Raw genomic sequence first — 16,706 nt, 5'->3', positions numbered from 1 at the left:
AAGTGTTTTATTAAAATGAAGATTAACATTGTTTGAGAAACAAATAAAATAGCGTTATTGTTTTCAAGTCATCTTCGTATTTAACCAGCAAGAGAGTTACTATGTCTGAATTTATAAAATCAAAAGCCGCAATTGCTTGGGGTCCAAATCAACCACTATCTGTAGAAGAAGTGGATGTAATGATGCCTAAAAAAGGCGAAGTAATGGTAAAAATTACTGCTACGGGCGTATGTCACACCGATGCATTTACATTATCAGGTGCCGATCCTGAAGGGATTTTCCCAGCCATTTTAGGGCATGAAGGCGCCGGTGTTGTTTATGCTATCGGCGAAGACGTAACCAGTGTTGCTGTAGGCGATCATGTTATTCCTTTATATACTGCAGAATGCGGTGTATGTAAAATGTGTACTTCAGGCAAAACAAACTTGTGTTCCGCTGTACGTGAAACGCAAGGTAAAGGCTTAATGCCAGACGGCACGACTCGCTTTTTCAAAGATGGCCAACCAATTTATCACTACATGGGCACATCAACCTTTTCTGAATATACGGTACTGCCAGAGATCTCACTGGCTAAAGTAAACAAAGCAGCATCACTTGAAGAAATTTGCTTACTAGGCTGTGGTGTTACAACTGGTATGGGCGCGGTCACAAACACTGCAAAAGTTCAAGCAGGCGATACCGTTGCTATCTTTGGTTTAGGTGGTATAGGTTTGTCAGCAATTATCGGCGCGAAAATGGCTGGTGCCTCGCGTATTATCGGTATTGATATCAACACGTCTAAGTTTGATCTAGCCACTAAATTAGGTGCCACAGACTTGATCAATCCAAAAGATTTCGACAAGCCTATTCAAGAAGTTATTGTCGAGATGACCGATGGTGGCGTTGATTTCTCATTTGAGTGTATAGGTAATGTTGATGTCATGCGCTCAGCCCTTGAATGTTGTCATAAAGGTTGGGGGGAATCGGTGATCATTGGTGTTGCTGGTGCAGGACAAGAAATTTCAACTCGCCCATTCCAGCTAGTCACTGGCCGTGTCTGGCGTGGTAGCGCATTTGGTGGGGTTAAAGGTCGTTCACAACTACCTGAGATTGTTGAACGTTACATGGCTGGCGAATTTGCATTAAATGACTTTATCACTCATACCATGGGTCTTGAAGACATAAACGACGCGTTTGATTTAATGCATGAAGGCAAAAGTATTCGTACTGTGATCCACTACTAATTTTAAAAATACAGATACCGCATAGCGTGTAAGCTATGTGGTATTTTAGCGAGGAATTCATGTTAGACAATTTAAGCGCCACAAAAGTTAGCGGTGGCTGGCACAAGCAATACAGCCATACATCTTCAAGCACCCATTGCCCAATGCGGTTTGCTATTTTCTTGCCACCCGGTGCCAGCCAAACTAATAAAGTACCGGTGCTGTATTGGTTATCAGGCTTAACCTGTACGGATGAAAATTTTATGCAAAAAGCAGGTGCATTTAAAAAAGCGGCAGCGCTTGGTATTGCTATCGTTGCACCTGATACCAGTCCTCGTGGCGACACTGTGCCAGACCAAGACAGTTATGATTTTGGCCAAGGCGCAGGGTTTTATTTAAACGCCACCCAAGCCCCCTATAACACGCACTATAATATGTATGATTATGTGGTAAATGAATTGCCTTCGCTAATTGAACAGCACTTTCCCGTGACTGATAAAAAAGCGATTAGCGGGCATTCTATGGGGGGGCACGGTGCGTTGATGATTGCATTGCGCAATCCAAAAAGTTACACCAGTGTTTCTGCTTTTAGCCCAATCACTAACCCTATTGACTGTCCTTGGGGGCAAAAAGCGTTTAGTCAGTACTTAGGAGATGATCAATCACAATGGGCCAATTACGATAGCTGTGAACTAATGAAAAAGGCACACAGTAACGAATTTTTACCAATGCGTATTGACCAAGGTGATGCCGATAATTTTTTAGTCGAGCAACTAAAACCAGACAACCTAACTGCAGTAGCAAAGCAAGTTAATTACCCGCTAACGTTGAATATGCACGCAGGCTACGATCATAGTTACTTTTTTATCAGCAGCTTTATCGACGAACACTTATCATTTCATCAAGTGTATCTTCAGCGTTAATTGTATCCTCTACTGTGAGGTTGTCAGTCGTTACTTCCTCACATTGTTGTATTGATTTAGTTATTCTTTTGCAGACCAGAGTAGGCTCTGAGCTTTCTTGCACTAACCCCACTAAAAAACGATCTACTTCGATGCCTAAGTCCGCAAATGACAAAGTCTGTTCATGACTAAAGTAAGTATTATCTTGAGGCGATACATGTGCGGGGGCCTGCGCTAAATCAGCATCATAATTTGTATCCGCTTTTGAATAAATAACTCCATCAACTAATACACCCGCTACAGTGCATGCGCTTAGTAATTGGCTGACAAGTAAAACAGTAATAAAGTGCTTGAACATAAATTTAATCCTTTATATCCCATTGCTTAAATGCGTAAGTTATTATTTAACTACCTCGAATGAGCCAGTTTTTAATAGCATTAGTATTGCTTAGTGGTTGTATCTGTAATACTCACTATAAACGAACGAGTATAAAACACTGTAAAAAACTGTAAGTGAATGACAATAAAGTAATTAAACTATAAACTAGCTCGAGCATAGCAACAGTAATAGGTTTAACTACACTTGTAACTCCTTCATAAACTCTTTTACAAATCCTATCAGCTGCAAAATAAAAATAAACAAAAATGGCACTGCACCAATAATTGCAATACTTCGGTTAAGTAATTCATTATTTTGTAATAACAATACCCAGCTACTTAGAGCTAAAGTAAAAGACCACACATACAAACTAAATCGATGACTGCTTTTTGTCCCCGCTAAATTACGGATCACTAAAATTGCAGAATCTGCCGAAGTAGCAACAAAGATCAGTAATAATAATAAGCTCGACCAAATAAGCACACCTCCTTGCCAACCTAACTGCTTAAAAAATACAAATAAGCCTTGTGTATAATCAGTTTTAATAGCGGCCATAATGCCACTACTATGGCCGCTATCCCAAGCAATAGCAGATCCCGAAAAAACACTAAACCAAATTAAAGTGACGAAAGTTGGCACAATTACTACGCCGACAATGTATTGCCAAACTGGCCGACCTTGACTTATTTTAGCTAAAAAAACCCCAACAAAAGGTCCCCACGCTAGCCACCAAAAATAATAATTATACGTCCAACTATTAGCCCAAGCAGGATCATTTAGTTGACTTGATAATTGCCATGTCCCTGTCACTAATAAGTGGCTATAAAATTTAACGCCACTGATCGCCACATCTATAATCGGTTGTAGTGGTACCATCATGATGAGCCAAATAAGTACTCCAAATGCTAAAAAAACATTAAATTGACTGAGTGTTTGAATACCCTTTTTTAATCCTAAGCGCGCAGATAAGCTAAACAACAGCGCTAATAACATAATAATAATCAAACCAACTAACCAAGGCGAGTTAATGCCAAGCTCAAGCTCAATCCCTTTTCGTAGTAATAATGTTGAATTTGCAATCGTGCCAACTACACCAAAAAAAATAGCTAAAATGGCCACTAACTGGATCACGTATTTACACTTTAGCTGCCCTGCGCGACTTAAAAATGAAGTTGTTACACTCAACACCGGAGCACTTATATCTCCCGCTTTGCCACTGTTATGGCTCAAACCACCTAAGACTAAGCCAAATACTGCGTAGAGTGCCCATGCATGGGCGCCCCAGTTTACTAACGTAATAGCCAATGCAGCACCTTGTCTATCAGGGTAAAGACTTTGCTTTAATGGCGGTTGCAATACGTGCATGGCAGGCTCTGCTACGCCCCAAAAAATTAAACCCGATCCCATTCCTGCAGCAAATAACATTGACAACCAACCAAAAGTTGAAAACTCGACAGATGTATGCTCTCCACCTATTTTACGTTGTCCGAGTGGGCTAATAGCCAGCACAATAACGCTTATCAATAAAAAATTAACTAACAGAAAAAATGGTCCACCCAACACTGATAATGCATTAATGATCAGTGGTTGAATATGCGCGGTGAGCATATCAGGAAATAATAGAGCCCCGCTAACAAATAGCACACACAAGGTGAGCGCTAGTTTTTCAAGATTCGACACTAATTTAGTAATACGAGCTTTAATTACCACATAGATACCTTAAAAATTATACTAATTAAATCGGTTTTATCAGCGCTAACGTTACGACGCTTTAAAGCTACACCAAAGCAACTTTTTAATTTTACATAATTTAGACATAAAAAAACCGGCCGCAGCCGGTTTTCTGATACTTAATACCAATTATATTGATTTACAGAGCTCTTGAACTCGCTTGCATGATCATGCATTTAATAAAACTGAGATCAATAAACTTTACTTTGCAGCCAAAAGCTTCGCTTGCTCTTGTTGGCTTGCCATAAATTCGTTAAAGGTGCCGTGGAAATTAACCACTTCTTTGTCACGAATATCAATAATACGAGTTGCCAATGATGAAACAAACTCACGGTCATGGCTGACAAAAATCAGCGTACCTTCAAAGCCTTTTAATGCATTATTAAGCGCTTCAATGGCTTCCATATCCATGTGGTTTGTCGGTTCGTCCATCACCAAAACATTTACGTCTTGCATCATTAATTTGCCAAACAATAGGCGATTTTTCTCACCACCTGAGCAGTTTTTAGCTTTTTTATTCGCATCATCCGCAGTAAACAATAACCGACCTAACATGCCACGCACCATTAAATCGTTATGCTTGGCTGTACGCCACTGTGACATCCAATCAAACAAGGTTAAATCGTTATCAAAGTCTTTACTACTATCTTGCGGACAATAGCCAATCGATGCATTTTCTGACCATTTTACAACACCGTGATTAGCTTCAAGTTCACCCACTAAACAGCGAATAAAGGTTGATTTACCAACACCGTTTTCACCAATAATCGCAAGTTTTGAACCTGCTTCTAAAATCAGCTCGCCGCCTTCAAACAATACTTCACCGTCAAAACCATGGCCAAAGTCTTCTAAGATCAATGCTTGGCGGTGCATCTTTTTACCTTCATCAAAATACAATGACGGCGCCATTCGGCTTGACGACTTCACTTCATCTAAGCTGATTTTATCCATGCGTTTAGCACGTGAACTCGCTTGTTTTGCTTTTGACGCATTAGCACCAAAGCGGTTAACGAAATCTTGTAACTCTTCAATTTCAGATTGCTTTTTAGCATTACCAGCAAGTAATTGATCACGAATAAGTGTTGATGCTTCAATGTATTTTTCGTAGTTACCTGGGTAAATACGCAGCTCACCGTAGTCAATATCAGCCATATGAGTACATACCGCATTAAGAAAATAGCGGTCATGAGAAATAATGATCATGGTACATTTACGCTGGTTAAGTTCGTGCTCTAACCAGCTAATGGTATGAATATCCAAGTTATTGGTTGGCTCATCCAGTAATAAAATATCAGGGTTAGCAAACAAGGCTTGCGCAAGTAAGACGCGCAGCTTCCAGCCAGGGGCTACTTGTGACATTAGACCAAAATGAAATTCTTCTTCAATACCCGCTTTTAATAAAATATCACCCGCGCGGCTTTCTGCACTGTAACCATCCATTTCAGCAAAAACGCTTTCAAGCTCAGCGACTTTCATACCATCTTCTTCACTCATTTCTGGCAGTGAATAAATACGTTCACGTTCTTGCTTTATTTTCCATAATGCAACGTCACCCATGATCACAGTATCAACCACTGAGTATTGCTCAAATGCAAACTGATCTTGGCTTAAGTTACCGACTTTCAGTCCTGGGCCAATTGATACGTTACCTGATGTTGGCACTAATGAGCCATTGAGGATTTTCATGAAGGTTGACTTACCGCATCCATTGGCGCCAATTAAGCCATAACGATTACCGTTACTAAATTTAGCGGAGATATTTTCGAACAAGGGTTCGGCACCAAACTGCATGGTGATATTAGCGGTAGAGATCAAAATGAATTTCCTAAGCAAATACTGACAAGTACACTGTTCGCTGAATAAGGAAAAGTTAATACAGGCAATAAGACGGTATAAAGAGGCCGCGAATTATACAGGCACTAGCTGCACTAGTCGAGCTTAGTCTCAATAATTGACTCACCGAGCACTGGTTTTTATGTGACTTAAATAAATTTTAATGTCATCTACGGTTTCAGCCAATGATTTGTTCGATAGCAATAAAAAAGCGAAGGCAGTGCCTTCGCTTTTTTATCAAACGTCTCGTTTAAGCAAGCTTGTCTGAAGCAACTTTATAAGTTGGATCTTCTATTACATTAACTTCTACTAAGTCGCGCGCTTTATGTAATAACTGTATACAGTCTGGGCTCAAGTGGCGTAAATGCAACTGCTTACCTGCCTTGGTGTATTTATCAGCTAAAGTATCAATTGCTTCAATGGCACTGTGATCTGCCACTCGGCTGTATTTAAATTCGATGATAACGTCTTTAGGGTCATTTTTAACATCAAACAACTCCGCGAACTTTTTCACTGAGCCAAAAAATAATGGGCCGTGTAGTTCGTAGACTTTAGAACCTTCTTCATCAATGTAGTTTGTAGTAAAAATATGTTTAGCATGTTGCCATGCAAATACTAAGGCTGACACAATCACACCCACACATACTGCAATTGCTAAGTCAGTTATCACCGTTACACCCGATACTAATACAATGACAAAAGCATCTGATTTTGGGACGCGTTTCATCATTTTGAAACTCGCCCATTCAAAGGTGCCTAATACCACCATAAACATCACGCCAACCAATGCTGCCAGCGGCACCATTTCAATCAAACTGGCGGCAAAAATAATGAATGCTAGGAGCATTAATGCTGCTGTGATACCAGATAGACGCGAACGACCACCTGAGTTAATGTTGATCATTGATTGACCAATCATCGCGCAGCCTCCCATCGCACCAAAGAAACCACAGGTAACGTTTGCAGCGCCTTGACCAATGCATTCTTTATTGCTGTGACCACGGGTTTCTGTGATTTCATCAATCAGGCTAAGGGTTAATAATGATTCAATCAAACCAATTGCCGCTAAAATAAGCGCATAAGGTAAAATAATTTTCAGTGTTTCAAAGGTAAATGGCACCATTGGAATGTGAAATTGTGGTAAACCACCAGCAATAGTTGCCGCACTGTCACCGGTCATATCTTTTAAGAAATCAAGTACTGTACGCGCTTCTAAATCAAATCCGATAACAATGGCGGTTACAGTAACAATAGCGACTAATGTTGATGGCACAGCTGTAGTCAACTTTGGCAAAAAGTGAATAATAGCCATCGTTAAGGCGACTAATCCTAGCATGATCATCATCGGCGTGCCGGTCATCCACTGCATGCCACCTTGACCATCGGACACCTTAAATTGCCCTAGTTGCGCTAAGAAGATGACAATCGCTAAACCATTTACAAACCCGAGCATCACCGGATGCGGAACCATACGAATAAACTTACCGAGCTTAAACACCCCTGCTAGTATTTGCAGTATCCCCATCAGTAATACAGTCGCGAAGAGATACTCAACCCCATGATCTAGCACTAAACTTACCATAACAACGGCAAGTGCACCGGTTGCACCGGAGATCATACCTGGGCGGCCGCCAAAAATAGCGGTGATCAAGCCAACAATAAATGCTGCATATAAACCAACTAAAGGCTCTACATTTGCAACAAACGCAAATGCAACAGCTTCAGGAACGAGCGCTAGGGCAACCGTTATACCTGATAAGATATCGTTTTTAGCAGAGCTCGGCGCCTTGCTTAATAAGTTAAACATTGAATTCCTCTTCGGGGTGTGGGATCAAAAAAGCGCTGAATTCTAACAAATTAAGCTAAGGTTAACAATTGCAGTAAGAGGAACAAGCTAACGCCTTTATAGCGCTAGCATGATTAGATACGATTAAAGTGGCAGCGATGTACTGCGTTTGACACAAGTCATAGTGACGTTTGAGTGAACTTCTTGAACAAATTCAAGATTCAATAAATTATCACGAACAAACTGTTCATAGCCTTCAATGCCTTTAGAAATGATCCGCAACATAAAGTCCATAGTGCCAGCCATACTGTAACATTCTGTTACTTCATCATAACTTAGGATAAGTCGTTCAAACTCAGCTAAATTTGTACGGCCATGATTTGATAAACGAACATGAGCGTACACTAGCATATCAAAGCCGAGCTTTTTCTCATCCAATAAGGCAACTTTGCCTTTGATGTAACCATCTTGCTCAAGCTTAGCAATACGACGCCAACAAGGTGATTGAGATAAACCGACTTTATCAGCAATATCAGCGGTCGAAAGACTTGCATCTTGCTGTAACAGTGCCAAAATTTGGCGGTCAACATGATTTAGAGACATTTTATTTCTTATTTATTTTACTAAATTGGTTAAATTATACATTGGTTTATAGGTTGAGTCTTGTACTTTTATGCATTTATTATGCGCAACTAACCAAATTTACCACTTATAAATGGATTCGATATGCGCTCAGTCAGCACTTTAGTGTCAGGTCCATGCCCAGATAGAATTCGCGTTTCATCAGGCAGTGTCAAAATTTGATTTTTAATCGAGTCAAGTAACTGCTGGGCATCCCCTTTAGGGAAGTCTGTACGCCCTACTGAGCCTTTAAAAATAACATCACCCACTATCACTAACTGATGTGTTGCTTCATAAAATACAATATGCCCAGGCGTGTGGCCCGGACAATGACGAATGTCAAATCGCAATTGACCCAATGTAAACGTATCACCATGACTTAACCAATGCTGAGGATGAAAAGGCGCAATTGGTGCAAAGCCAAACATTTGCGCTTGCATAGGTAATGCATCAAACCAAAACAATTCGTCTTTTTGTGGCCCGACAATATCAACAGAAAAATGCTCAGCAAGTACTTTTGCCGCACCGACATGATCAAGATGACCATGGGTGAGTAAAATACACTGCAAGCTTAACTGATGCTTGGCAAGCTCAGTAATGATTTTATCAGCGTCGCCACCTGGGTCGATAACCGCTGCGTGGCGTGTTTGTTTACAAATAACCACTCGGCAATTTTGTGCAAAAGCGGTCACCGGTACGGTAATTATTTCCATATGTTAATTCTTTATTTGCGGTTTAGTGTCAAATGTCATCAGCACAGGATACTTTAAATAAGCTTGATCATAAAATGGCGTATGCTCATAGAGCCAGTTTAATCGGGCTTGTGCATCTTTAGCAAAAGCGGCATCCTCACGAATTTTTTTATCAAACTCAAGTGCAAGTGCCGGTTTATCTTTGAGCATATGGCGAGCATATGGCGCTAATGCATAGTTTTCCATGTACTCAGTACGTTGAAAAATCGTATTAAACTCACCCCACGCAAAAAATGAATCCGGTGCTTTGGGGTGTAAAAGATGGGCAACTAACTCACCGAAAGGTTGAGCAGTTTCAACTTTAGACCAACCGGTCAAAGACTTTTCTGGTACATCGACAAAATCAAAATCTGCGTTTACTCGAAAGCGTCCTTCAAACGGCGCTTTATCAAATTCATGCTTTGTTACTACCGCGACTTTTAAATTAGTTACCAGCTCATCACTGCTCACGTTTTCTACTGTAATACCATGTAATTTGAGTTTTTCGACAATGTCTGGATACGCAGGTGGAATATAAAATGTACTTGGTACGGTGATCACGGTTTTTGCGTCCTTCTGCCAGTAAATAGGCAACGCATCATAGTGCTGTTTTTCGCCTAAATACTTTACTTCCATCTGGCCACTCAAGGCGCTTTTACTGCGCGAATATTTGATCCCTGCAAATGCGATAGTGTTTGGCTCTTTTGCATAACTGCGTTCAACAATAAGCTGGCTTGGCACAAAAGCTCGTTCTTTTTCAACCGCTTCGGTTAATTGATGATGATGTTGCGCCAATGCTGAAATAGCCCCATCTAAAAATACATAGGTGCCAAGTACACGTTGTTTATACGGTTTTAATGAATGATTTTCGACAAGAATTGTGGGTAACGATCTTAAATCCCCCCAACCATTCGAATAACGAGGCGTGGCAACCCAGCCCGCTAAGCCTTTTTTAAACTCGCGCTTATCCATTACAAATACCAGCGGCCCAGGTATATGGCCTTGCTCTTGTAATTTTGTGTCGATGATAGGTTTAAAATAATTATTGAGCGCATCTGACACACTTGGCGATTCACTGGCAAATACGGGGTTGTACCCGTAAGTTACATCGTATTGATAATCTGCACCGTCAGTCACATGCACATCGATAAATAAATCTGGGTTAAACTGCTTGATCACCTTTAATACACCACGTACTTCCGGCGTATCTAGTTTGGTGAAATCACGATTTAAATTTAAATTATTAGCATTGGTTCTAAAGCCCATTTCAACTGGCCCACGCTGGTTTATGCGATTAAACTGACTACTACGCTCATGGCCATCAACATTTAAAATAGGAATAAATAAGATGTTCACTTGGCTTAAAATATCTCGACGTTTACCGGTTGCAATATCGCGTAGCAACATAAACATCGCATCTTTACCGTCAATTTCGCCGGCATGAATTCCCGCTTGAATAAAAATAGTCGGCTTGGCGTTTTGCATTAACTGCGAAGGTGTAAATGCACCATCTTCGCTTGCTACCATCATGTTGATCGCACGGCCACTGGCACTATGTGCAATAGTTTGCACTTGGAATTGGGTAGGGTTTGCTGCAACAAGACGATCTACAAAGGCCATAGTTTGCTGATAATTTGGTGACTTTAGCCCTTCGCTTAGTTCGAAATCAGTGGTTAATGGGCCTTTTTGTTGTATCAGTGCCAAACTTTGACCTTGCCATGGCAACAATGGCGGTAAATGGCTATCTAATGTAACACTGGCACTTAACAATAATAAACTGGCGATCATAGGACTCTCAAACGTTGGCCTCTTTAATAGCTTGAAATTATAACAAGGATAAATGACAGATCGCGTAAACTGCGGTGATTCAACAAAAAAATGCAGCCAATGACAATTTAAAAATTTTATAGGGCTAATTTTCACGCATTAAAAAAGGCGCTATAAAAGCGCCTTGCCACTCAAGAATAATGTGCTTAAAACATATCTTGATAAGGATTCGTTTTACTAAATGCAATGGCTTTATCAAAACCGGGAATATGCATGTCGGTATCAGAAATGACAATTTCATCTTCATCAATCATGCCATCACCAAAGCGATAGATTAGCTCATATTGTCCTAAGTCAGCTTGTTGCTGATAATTAGTCTGAGCAGCTGTAACGGTTTGATTGCTCAATGCATATGCATCCATCACCGCACTACCATGGCGTTTTGCTAACATTTTCATGGTCACCATGGGTGACAAAACAGTGGCGGTGGCATTATTTCCGCCAAAGCCTTTTGAATTAATAAAAGCAATATCCATGTCTTCGCATTGATAATGCTCAGTACGAATATCTAAATACTGGTTATGCACATCCTTGGCCACTTTATCTATGGTGGTAATACCCGGCATAATATTATGTGCAAATACACCCAGCGCCATCGCTAATTGGTCGCCACTAGCTGGCGCAATTGTGTGCCCTACATACGCTTTTGGTGCTGCTACTTTCCAATTATCAATGGCAAACGTTTGTGCCACCTTATGATAAATTAATGACTCTGTTACGCGGTTTTGCGGTGTGCTTGAACCATGCGCTAAAATAAAGCTACGTTGTTGTAATGCTTCTTTACCTAATAAGCTCGTGGCTAATGCCGCCGACTTCGCCATGGTTATATAATTACCCGGTCCCGGTGATGTAATTGATTTTTTAACGCCATCAGCATTTACAAATACATCAGGCACGCAGCCTAGAATGTCTGCCCCCAACTCCAGTGCTAACGCATCATCCATTAGAATCGCTACTTGTGCGCCTTCACCTAAAGTAAAGCCACAATTTTCGCCAAATGGGCGGCTACTTTTACGATAATCAGGCTCATCATCATTGCTTAAGTTATCCAAGCGTCGTAAACCTTCAATATTCGCCAGCGCACTCATATTACCAAAGCCTTCAACAACTTCAGGGGTAATTGCGCATTCAACACTTGCCACAATAGCAACACGTGTACGCCCTGCTTGTATATCGTTTACTGCAGCGCGCAAGTTATATAAAAATGTTGCACACGCGCCTGAAGTTGAAAACGTAGTGCCTACATTGCCCGTCACATAGGCATTAATAAAATCGGTCGACATTGTATTTAAGCCAAGCGCTAACTGCTTGGTGCTGACGCGATCACCTTGCTGGCGCGCTTTTACTAAACCACCTAAGCCCTTGTCATCCATTTGACCAATAACCGACGCTGAATAAGTGCCAATTTTATCAGGCTCAACACTATTCATAATGTGTTGCCAATCAAGTCCGGTTGATTTAATCGCGTCAGTAGCAGCAAAAATAGTGGCTTGTAAACCACGTGGCTGGTAGCGACTGTTGTACATAATAGATGGATCAAACCCTGTTGGTAGTTGCCCAGCCGATTTAATCGGATTATCGCGAGTAGAATCATGTTTAATATCAAACTGAGCCGCAATGGTTACTTTTACTTTTTTATTTTCAAGCTCTTCTACTTGCCAACTTGTAGGGACCGGCGAAGGTAAATCTCGACGACGTGTTTCAAACACAATGGCGCTTTCATCTGACGCGGTTAACGTCATTTTTTGCTGCCATGGTGTTGCATCGACATCAAAATGCTCTTTTTCAATTTTGCGAATTAACGTACCGGCAATAATTTGCTCACCAAAGCGTGCTTCTATGTCGCTTTGCTCAACAGTATTGCCTTTTAAATCTTGCAGTTGCCCATTCACAAGACTCACTAAATTCATTAACGTGGCGAGGCCTAAAAATGTTTCTTGCCGGGCTTGAGTATCTAAGTTATTTAACACGATACGACGATAACCTTGATGAAAAGAAGTACGGCCTGCGGCGTTAATTCCACCCATGCCGATAATAACGGGTAATGCTGTCATAATTTACCTTGAGAAAACGTGTTATAGGAGAAGCTTGCAGTTTAGATGGATTTAATTATCAACATTGTGCTTAAATAGCCAAATAATGAGCCTATGAGGCCAAATCAAACTGGTCGGAGCAATTAAATGGACAACAACTTGGTACTTAGCCCTTTGCAAATAAGTATTTTGGTATACCAGCACTTATTGATCACCAGTGTCACCTTGCCAATTGAAATGCTCAGAGCCGGTGAGGCGTACGCCAAGGGGCATCTAAACAGCAAAATTTTTCGGCCATTAACGATTAATTTAATCGCTGAGGACAGCGAACCTATCAAAAATCGCAGCGGCTTAGCAATATTACCGGATCACACTTACGGCACAGCACCTTACAGTGACTTGATTATTGTGCCCGGTATTTGGCGCAATCCTCGCCCTGTTGTCAGAGCAAACTCTGGGTTAGTTCAGTGGCTTGCCAGCAGCTGGCAAACGGGTAGCTCAATCATTGGCGTGGGTACTGGCAATTGCTTAGTCGCTGAAGCTAAGTTATTAAATGGTCACCCCGCTACCACTCATTGGCATTATGCAGAACAATTTAAACGCGACTACCCACAAGTGCTGCTCAAGCCTGATTTTTTTATCACTCAATCTGAGCGCTTATACAGTGTGGCAAGTCTAAATGCCTTAGCAGATGTGATCGTGCATATTATTAGCCAATACTACGGACAGGCCGCCGCTCAGCATGTTGAGCGCAACTTTTCTCACGAAATTAGGAAACCTTACGAAGATCAGCGCTACCTTGAAGGCGCCGTTGATCGGCATCCAGATGAACTCATCGCTCAAATTCAATTTTGGTTAAAAAACAACTTAACCACAGAACAAAGTTTAACAGAGGTAGCTCAACTATTTAGTTTGAGTTACCGCTCTTTTACCCGCCGTTTTCGCATTGCGACCAACCAAAGCCCCATTGAATATTGGCAGCAATTACGCGTACAAACAGCCAAAGAGCTACTTGCATCATCTAACTTATCAATTCAGGAGGTTGCTTTAGAGGTGGGTTACAATGATCAAGGTCATTTAACCCGCGTGTTTAAGAAAGTGCTCTCGCAAACGCCTAGCGAGTATCGAAAAGTGGTTAGAAGAAAGTTATTTGGTTAATAAGTTGCGGGGTGTTATTTTTAAACAGTTAAACCTTTTAGATAGCAAAATATACAGTACGGGTTAAACATCAGTATCGACGTTTAACGCGCATCATTTATCATCGCTGTCGATTTGAGTACGCCTTTCAAATACTAACTTTAATGCTGCGTCCATTTCTTTAATAAAGTCATCCTTAAATGGAAATTTTTCTGATGGTGCTTTCAAATAACCAATGTGAGCAGTTCGCTTGAAAATAATTCTGTCTTGCTGAAGTTGACTCAAATCAACAAATGGATGGCTTTGCTTAAGTGCTTTAATACCTGATAAGATGGCCCACTTGTCATTGATATAACAGTCGATTCTATTTTTAGCCAGCTTCAAAATATTTGATAATGTATCTTTGTTTTCCCATATTTTTATTTTGTTTTGCTCCAGGGCAGTGTTCAATGCTTGATCGAATAAAAGATACCCTGCATTGATACCAACATTAATCGGCTTTAATGGATATTCTGTGTTTTCAATCTTGAGTAAGCTTGAGTTTGGATTACAAAAAGCTTGTATTACTTCTTCATGTAGCGGCTCTGAGTAAGGCCAAATAAAACTGCGTCCTTGCACATTTTTATAAGGAGGTAGTAAGGCAAAGTCCTCTCCTCGTCTAAGTGCGTCAACACCGCGCTTCCACGGTACTGGTTGCAACTCTATAATATATTTTTCACTGATCAAATCGGCAGCTTGACGAACTACATCAACATATAAGCCCACTAACTCACCGTCTTTAAGGTAAGAATATGGGGGATAACTATCATCGACTAATATCACAACACGATAGCTTGGTTTGGCCACTACCGGTATTGTAAAAAAGAAAGCAAACAGCAGTAATGCAACTCTTTTCGGCCCATTCCACTGTATTATTTGCCAACTCGATTCCATTAAACAACACCTAAATAAATAATCACTGGTTATTAGCGTAGTCAGATTAATATTTTTTACAAATCTTAACTTCCCCAATTAGTATACCTACTCAAACGCTAAAATAACAAAAGCATAGGCTTACTCTTATTATTACGATAAGCGTACGACAAGGACCATCTAGATGTCGGACTTGCTAGGCAACTAACGACCGATTTAATCGCGCTGGACTGTAAATCTTTAAACGAGCTAGTCCCTCGATCATAGATAGAGAAAACCGAACTAAGCAGCAAATAAAATCAAACGCTAATTAGACGTTTATATCTATATAAATTATAGTAATAGCATTAAAAGTGCTAAAAATTACATGGAGGCGCCATGACGGCAAATTTTAGCGATGTGCTTTTGGATCAAAAAGATAATTCAACAATCGATGCTAAATTGACAAATTTGCTGGGATTGGTGCGCAAACATTTAAATATGGATGTTGCTTTTATTTCAGAGTTTATTAACGATGAGCGCGTTTTCAAAGTTGTCGATAATCCATCAGCGAATAAAACGGTTAAAGTGGGCAATTCCGATCCTATTAATGAAACATATTGCCATAAAATCAGTGAGAAACAGCTTAGCCCTATTATTACCAATTCAAAAACAAATCCAATTACTCAAATAATGCCAGTAACCGACAAGTTAAACATAGGCGCTTATATTGGTGTGCCTATCAATCTTTCAAATGGTAAATTATATGGTACATTTTGTTGTTACAAATCGCATCATGATGAAAGCTTAAACGAGCGGGACTTGTCTTTTTTAAACATGATCTCTGAAATTGCAACTGGATTAATTGAAAAAAACCTGCATAACACTGCATTGCATGGCCAAACCAAATTAGCAATTGAAGAGGTTATTGCAAGCAACAATATAAGTATTTATTTTCAGCCTATTTTTAATCTATTTAGTAATAAAATTGCGGGCTTTGAATCACTGTCACGCTTTTTTACCAAACCTTATAAAACACCTGATCTCTGGTTTAAAGAGGCAACAGATGTGGGCCTAGATGAATCTCTGGAAATGCTGGCAATAAAAAACAGCCTCGCCTATATTGCGCAATTTAATGATACCACTTATATCGCCATTAATTGTTCACCATCCCATATACTCTCGGGTGCACTTGAATATACTCTGCAAGGAGCCGATTGTTCAAGGTTGGTATTAGAAATAACTGAACATTCACCAATATCAGACTATACAGTAATGCGAGCTGCATTAGCGCCACTGCGAAAAAAAGGGCTACGTTTGGCTATTGATGATGTAGGTGCTGGCTTTTCGTCGTTTCAACATATTTTAGAACTAGAAGCCGACATTATTAAATTAGATATCAGCCTTACGCAAAATATAAATAAAGACAATCGGAAGTTTTTACTGGCCAAGGCACTGTGTGGCTTTGCTAAAGCAATAGACTGTACGATTGTTGCCGAAGGCATTGAAACGCAAGCAGAGCTTAACGCATTAAGAAAATTAAATGTTGATAATGTGCAAGGTTACTTTATTGGCCGCCCTGCTCCTATTGAAGATGCATTGAGCTATCAAAGCATGACTTTATCAACATAAA

At 40.4% G+C, this 16,706-nt stretch carries 13 protein-coding genes; 4 read left to right on the top strand and 9 right to left on the bottom strand.

The genetic code is table 11. From position 1 onward, the window contains the following. Positions 1-101 precede the first annotated feature (101 nt). Positions 102-1,223 carry an S-(hydroxymethyl)glutathione dehydrogenase/class III alcohol dehydrogenase gene (locus H5201_RS01690; protein WP_182739613.1) on the top strand — a complete coding sequence of 374 codons (1,122 nt, stop codon included), beginning with the start codon at positions 102-104 and terminating at the stop codon, positions 1,221-1,223. 59 nt (positions 1,224-1,282) lie between these two features. Further along, positions 1,283-2,125 carry an S-formylglutathione hydrolase gene (gene fghA / locus H5201_RS01685; protein ID WP_182783582.1) on the top strand — a complete coding sequence of 281 codons (843 nt, stop codon included), beginning with the start codon at positions 1,283-1,285 and terminating at the stop codon, positions 2,123-2,125. Here fghA and H5201_RS01680 read toward each other — a convergent pair. From H5201_RS01680 to H5201_RS01645, 8 genes are all read right to left on the bottom strand, one after another. Further along, positions 2,079-2,462, bottom strand: a complete 384-nt coding sequence (locus H5201_RS01680) for a hypothetical protein (protein ID WP_182783580.1) — start codon at positions 2,460-2,462, stop codon at positions 2,079-2,081. The genes fghA and H5201_RS01680 overlap by 47 nt on opposite strands. A 219-nt stretch (positions 2,463-2,681) precedes the next feature. Next, entirely contained in the window at positions 2,682-4,193 is a 1,512-nt protein-coding gene (locus H5201_RS01675; protein ID WP_246175591.1) for a BCCT family transporter, read from the bottom strand. Between the two features lie 222 nt (positions 4,194-4,415). After that, positions 4,416-6,029, bottom strand: a complete 1,614-nt coding sequence (locus H5201_RS01670) for an ABC-F family ATPase (protein WP_145233148.1) — start codon at positions 6,027-6,029, stop codon at positions 4,416-4,418. 268 nt (positions 6,030-6,297) lie between these two features. Beyond that, positions 6,298-7,854, bottom strand: a complete 1,557-nt coding sequence (locus H5201_RS01665; RefSeq protein ID WP_145233147.1) for a SulP family inorganic anion transporter — start codon at positions 7,852-7,854, stop codon at positions 6,298-6,300. Between the two features lie 123 nt (positions 7,855-7,977). Beyond that, complete coding sequence (locus tag H5201_RS01660; RefSeq protein WP_016707271.1) at positions 7,978-8,436, bottom strand: Lrp/AsnC family transcriptional regulator; 459 nt, start codon at positions 8,434-8,436, stop codon at positions 7,978-7,980. An 89-nt stretch (positions 8,437-8,525) separates the two neighbouring features. Then, the gene (locus H5201_RS01655; RefSeq protein ID WP_145233146.1) at positions 8,526-9,167 is read right to left on the bottom strand and encodes an MBL fold metallo-hydrolase; all 642 of its coding nucleotides are present in this window, start codon (positions 9,165-9,167) and stop codon (positions 8,526-8,528) included. Between the two features lie 3 nt (positions 9,168-9,170). Further along, on the bottom strand, positions 9,171-10,973 hold the full coding sequence (locus tag H5201_RS01650; RefSeq protein ID WP_182783578.1) for a M14 family metallopeptidase: 1,803 nt from the start codon (positions 10,971-10,973) through the stop codon (positions 9,171-9,173). Between the two features lie 185 nt (positions 10,974-11,158). Continuing rightward, on the bottom strand, positions 11,159-13,066 hold the full coding sequence (locus H5201_RS01645) for a beta-ketoacyl synthase (RefSeq protein WP_182739617.1): 1,908 nt from the start codon (positions 13,064-13,066) through the stop codon (positions 11,159-11,161). A 126-nt stretch (positions 13,067-13,192) separates the two neighbouring features. Between H5201_RS01645 and H5201_RS01640 the strand changes: the two genes are divergently transcribed. After that, positions 13,193-14,203, top strand: a complete 1,011-nt coding sequence (locus H5201_RS01640; protein ID WP_182717418.1) for a GlxA family transcriptional regulator — start codon at positions 13,193-13,195, stop codon at positions 14,201-14,203. A gap of 93 nt (positions 14,204-14,296) precedes the next feature. On the opposite strand, the gene H5201_RS01635 is transcribed toward H5201_RS01640, so the two are convergent. Then, positions 14,297-15,115: an ABC transporter substrate-binding protein gene (locus H5201_RS01635; protein ID WP_182783576.1), complete on the bottom strand. Its 819-nt coding sequence runs from the start codon at positions 15,113-15,115 to the stop codon at positions 14,297-14,299. A gap of 357 nt (positions 15,116-15,472) precedes the next feature. Between H5201_RS01635 and H5201_RS01630 the strand changes: the two genes are divergently transcribed. Then, positions 15,473-16,705 (top strand): EAL domain-containing protein, encoded by a 1,233-nt coding sequence (locus H5201_RS01630; RefSeq protein WP_182783574.1) that lies wholly within the window; start codon positions 15,473-15,475, stop codon positions 16,703-16,705. Position 16,706: the final 1 nt, after the last annotated feature.

It is taken from the genome of Pseudoalteromonas sp. SG43-6, from assembly GCF_014164365.1.
GTDB classification, from domain to species: domain Bacteria; phylum Pseudomonadota; class Gammaproteobacteria; order Enterobacterales; family Alteromonadaceae; genus Pseudoalteromonas; species Pseudoalteromonas rhizosphaerae.
The sequence above is the reverse complement of the archived record's forward strand: the minus strand, read 5'-3'. Positions and strand labels throughout refer to the sequence as shown.

Coding starts and splice junctions, on each gene's coding strand:
- H5201_RS01640 (WP_182717418.1), top strand. CDS start 13,193: ATGGACAACAACTTGGTACTTAGCCCTTTGCAAATAAGTATTTTGGTA.
- H5201_RS01665 (WP_145233147.1), bottom strand. CDS start 7,854: ATGTTTAACTTATTAAGCAAGGCGCCGAGCTCTGCTAAAAACGATATC.
- H5201_RS01690 (WP_182739613.1), top strand. CDS start 102: ATGTCTGAATTTATAAAATCAAAAGCCGCAATTGCTTGGGGTCCAAAT.
- H5201_RS01635 (WP_182783576.1), bottom strand. CDS start 15,115: ATGGAATCGAGTTGGCAAATAATACAGTGGAATGGGCCGAAAAGAGTT.
- H5201_RS01645 (WP_182739617.1), bottom strand. CDS start 13,066: ATGACAGCATTACCCGTTATTATCGGCATGGGTGGAATTAACGCCGCA.
- H5201_RS01630 (WP_182783574.1), top strand. CDS start 15,473: ATGACGGCAAATTTTAGCGATGTGCTTTTGGATCAAAAAGATAATTCA.
- fghA (WP_182783582.1), top strand. CDS start 1,283: ATGTTAGACAATTTAAGCGCCACAAAAGTTAGCGGTGGCTGGCACAAG.
- H5201_RS01680 (WP_182783580.1), bottom strand. CDS start 2,462: ATGTTCAAGCACTTTATTACTGTTTTACTTGTCAGCCAATTACTAAGC.
- H5201_RS01660 (WP_016707271.1), bottom strand. CDS start 8,436: ATGTCTCTAAATCATGTTGACCGCCAAATTTTGGCACTGTTACAGCAA.
- H5201_RS01655 (WP_145233146.1), bottom strand. CDS start 9,167: ATGGAAATAATTACCGTACCGGTGACCGCTTTTGCACAAAATTGCCGA.
- H5201_RS01650 (WP_182783578.1), bottom strand. CDS start 10,973: ATGATCGCCAGTTTATTATTGTTAAGTGCCAGTGTTACATTAGATAGC.